The organism is uncultured Anaerococcus sp., from assembly GCF_963510575.1.
Taxonomy (GTDB): domain Bacteria; phylum Bacillota; class Clostridia; order Tissierellales; family Peptoniphilaceae; genus Anaerococcus.
Genome location: NZ_CAUPFR010000130.1, coordinates 1 through 3,953 on the forward strand (window position 1 = coordinate 1; position 3,953 = coordinate 3,953).

General features: G+C 36.8%; 3 protein-coding genes. 2 read left to right on the plus strand and 1 reads right to left on the minus strand.

Going from position 1 to position 3,953, the window contains the following annotated elements:
• The coding region (locus tag RQ907_RS07940; RefSeq protein ID WP_311492838.1) for a valine--tRNA ligase at positions 1-1,380 on the minus strand (1,380 nt) is incomplete at its 3' end.
• Between the two features lie 458 nt (positions 1,381-1,838).
• Here RQ907_RS07940 and RQ907_RS07945 point away from each other — a divergent pair.
• Positions 1,839-2,654, plus strand: a complete 816-nt coding sequence (locus tag RQ907_RS07945; protein ID WP_311492839.1) for a pyruvate, phosphate dikinase/phosphoenolpyruvate synthase regulator — start codon at positions 1,839-1,841, stop codon at positions 2,652-2,654.
• Positions 2,651-3,953: pyruvate, phosphate dikinase (locus RQ907_RS07950; RefSeq protein WP_311492840.1), on the plus strand; the 1,303-nt coding region annotated here is incomplete at its 3' end. The genes RQ907_RS07945 and RQ907_RS07950, both read left to right, overlap by 4 nt.

Sequence of the window (3,953 nt, forward strand, 5' to 3'; positions counted from 1 at the left end):
ACCTAGGGTTGCAAAAGGCCAAAGAGCTGATGAGAACCAGGTATCAAGGGTATCTTCTTCTTGGGTAACTTTTTTGCCGTAAAGCTCCCCATTTTCATCTGGTTGGTCTTCTGAAACTATGATTTCCCCGTCTTCTGTGTAGAAAACTGGTAGCCTGTGGCCCCACCAAAGCTGACGGGAAATAGTCCAGTCTCTGATATTTTCTAGCCAATTCATATAGGTTTTTGAAAGATTATCTGGAATTAATTTTAATTCGCCAGAATTATAGGAATCTATACACATCTTGGCAAAGCCATCCATCTTAACAAACCATTGCTTAGAAATAAGGGGTTCGATTACAACGTCAGTTCTTTCAGAATATCCAACTGCGTGGTCAATTTCTTCAATTTTTACAAGTAGGCCTTCTTTTTCAAGGTCAGCAAGCATAGCCTTTCTCGCTTCATATCTTTCCATGCCAGAATATTTGCCATAGCCTTCTACAATGTGGGCCTTAGAATCTAAAACAACACATTGGCCAAGATCATGGCGGGCACCTACTTCAAAGTCGTTAGGGTCGTGGGATGGGGTTATTTTTACACAACCTGTACCATATTCCATATCTACATAAGAATCTGCAATTATAGGGATTTTCCTACCTACAAGTGGGAGGATTAAATTTTTGCCAATCTTATCTTTAAATCTTGTATCTTCCGGATTTACGGCTACAGCCAAATCGCCTAACATAGTTTCTGGACGGGTTGTAGCAATGGTTATAAAATCATCAGAATCTTCATAATGGTATTTGATATACCAAAGCTTGCCCTTTTGGTCTTTGTGGTAAACTTCTGCATCGGAAATAGCAGTTTCTGCCATTGGATCCCAGTTTACAATTCTGTCTCCCCTGTAAATCAAACCGTCATCGTACATTTTTTTGAAAACTCTTTTTACTGCACGAGTTAAATTTTCATCCATTGTGAAGGAATCGTGGTCCCAATCACAAGAAACACCTATAGTCCTTAATTGTCTTTTGATGGTGCCGCCATATTCGTGGGTCCAATCCCAAGCTTCCTTAAGGAAGCCTTCTCTGCCTAAATCTGCCTTGGTCTTGCCTTCTTTGGCAATTTTGCCAACAACTTTTGCCTCAGTAGAAATAGAAGCGTGGTCAGTACCAGGTATCCAAAGAGCTTCAAAACCTGCAAGTCTCTTATACCTAATGATTATATCTTGCAAGGTGTTATTTAGGGCGTGGCCTAAGTGGAGCTGGCCTGTAACGTTTGGTGGTGGCATTACAATTGTAAATGGTTTTTTATCTGGGTTTACTCCTGCCTTAAAATATCCACCATCTTCCCATTCTTTGTAAATTTTTTTCTCAAAATCCTGTGGATTATATTTTGTATCCATATTTTCTCCTCTCATTAAAAAAGTGATAACGCATTCTAGGACGAATTATCGCGTTACCACCTAAATTTCTTTTAAAAAGACTCTCTTTGCATTTATGCATGCTACATTAACATATATGAAAGCAACCTTCACCTAATTATTCCAAAGATTTTCACCAACCATCTTCTCTCTAAAGGACTTTTTAGCCTACTCCTCTTTCATTGTTAGTATTAAACTTTGAGATTATTATATTAAATATTCCCTAAAAGTCAATAGCTCAAGGCTTTGTTAAATAAATAACATTTTCTTTCATGATATGGATTTCCTTTTTTAATCTATTTATCTTTTATAGGTAAAAGCTTATTTTTTACACATCGGGCAGAAAAAAATAAGGATAATTATAAATTTTTTATGAAAAGATTTTCATTATTTTAATTTTTTTGGTATAATATGTATAGAGTCTTGGTGCAGGAGAAATTATGAAGTTAGTAATATATATAATCTCAGATAGTAGTGCTATTGCCTTGTTGGAAATAGTTAAACAAACAATGGCCCACTTTAATAAGCCTTATGAAATCAAGCTATTAGACAGGATTAATAGCAAGGAAAAACTTAAAAAGCTACTAACATCAATCGAAGATTCAGACAGTTCGATAATTTACCACTCATTTAGAGATTCTAAAATGAAGGCCTATGTCAAAAAATACTTAGCTGACAAAAACCTAAAAGAAATCGGTCTTGTAGATTATTCTGTAAATCAAATAACAAATCTTTTGGAAAAGCATACAGAAAATGAAATCACAAACACTTATCCAAGTGAATCCCACAAAAAAAGGATGGAGGCTTTGGATTTTGCTATAGATTTCGATGATGGGCAAGATTTTAGGGGCCTAGCTTTTTGCGACATAGCGATAATTGGAGTTTCAAGATCATCAAAAACTCCCCTATCAATGTTTCTTGCTAGCAGGGGATTTAAGGTGAGCAATATTCCTATTTTGGTCGATTCAAAAGTTCCCAAAGAATTATTTGAAATTGACCCTGATAAAATTTTTGGCCTTACCATTGATAAGGGTATTCTTAAAAAAATCAGAGAAGAAAGACTCAAATCTTTGGGCTTGTCGGTGGATTCACTCTATTCATCAGAAGAAAGAATCAATAAGGAAATCGATAACGCTCTTGAATTGATGAATGACTTGGGGTGCACTATTATAGATGTTACTTTCAAGTCTATCGAAGAAACTTCAGAAATTATTATCAACAAACTATATAAAAATAAAGGAAGGGAAAAATTATGAGCACAAAATACGTTTACAATTTCGACGAAGGCAACAAAACAATGAGAGACCTTCTCGGCGGCAAGGGTGCAAACCTAGCAGAAATGACAAATATGGGTATTAATGTACCTTACGGTTTTTCTGTAACTACTGAAGCATGTATCAGATATTACAAAGAAGATAAGAAGCTTTGGGATGCACTTAACGATGAAATCACCAACCATATCAAAGACCTTGAAGCCCACAATGGCAAGAGCTTTGGTAATAACGAAGACCCACTTCTAGTATCAGTTAGGTCTGGTGCGCCTATATCAATGCCTGGTATGATGGATACAATACTTAACCTTGGTCTTAACGATATAGCTGTTAAGGGTCTAGAAAATAAGACAAACAACAAGAGATTTGCTTATGATTCTTATAGAAGATTCATCCAAATGTTCGCTGACGTTGCTATGGGACTTGATAAAAATAAATTTGAAGAAGTCCTAACTGCTAAAAAAGAAGAAAAAGGCGTAGCTACTGACCACGACCTTGTAGCAGAAGACTTCGTTGATGTTGTAGAAAAATACAAGAAAGTTTACAAAGAACTTGCGGGCGTTGAATTCCCACAAGATCCTAGAGAACAACTTGACCTTGCTATTTCAGCCGTATTTTCTTCATGGAATAACCCTAGAGCTATCCTTTATAGAAAATTAAACGAAATTGATGATAAAATGGGTACAGCTGTTAACGTTCAAACCATGGTATTTGGTAACATGGGCGAAACTTCTGGTACTGGTGTAGCTTTCTCTAGAAACCCAGCTACAGGAGAAAACGTTCTTTATGGTGAATACCTAATGAATGCCCAAGGTGAAGACGTAGTAGCAGGTGTTCGTACACCAGAACCAATAAGCCACCTTCACGAATTAATGCCTGAAGTTTACGATGAATTTTATAATACAGCTCAAACTCTTGAAAAACACTACAAAGACATGCAAGATATGGAATTTACTATCCAAGAAGGTAAACTTTATATCCTTCAAACTAGAAATGGTAAGAGAACTGCCCAAGCAGCTGTCCAAGTAGCAGTAGATATGGTAGAAGAAGGATTAGTTGACGAAAAAGAAGCTCTATTAAGAGTAAATCCTCAAGACTTAGACGGTCTTCTCCACCCTACATTTACACAAGCAGCTGTAGATAAGGCAGAATCTCTAACAGTAGGTCTTGCAGCATCTCCAGGAGCGGCTGTAGGTAAGATTGCTTTCTCTGCCCCAGAAGCAGCTAAGAGAGCAAAAGATGGTGAAACTGTAATCCTTGTTCGTGAGGAAACAAGCCCAGAAG

Coding starts and splice junctions, on each gene's coding strand:
- RQ907_RS07945 (WP_311492839.1), top strand. CDS start 1,839: ATGAAGTTAGTAATATATATAATCTCAGATAGTAGTGCTATTGCCTTG.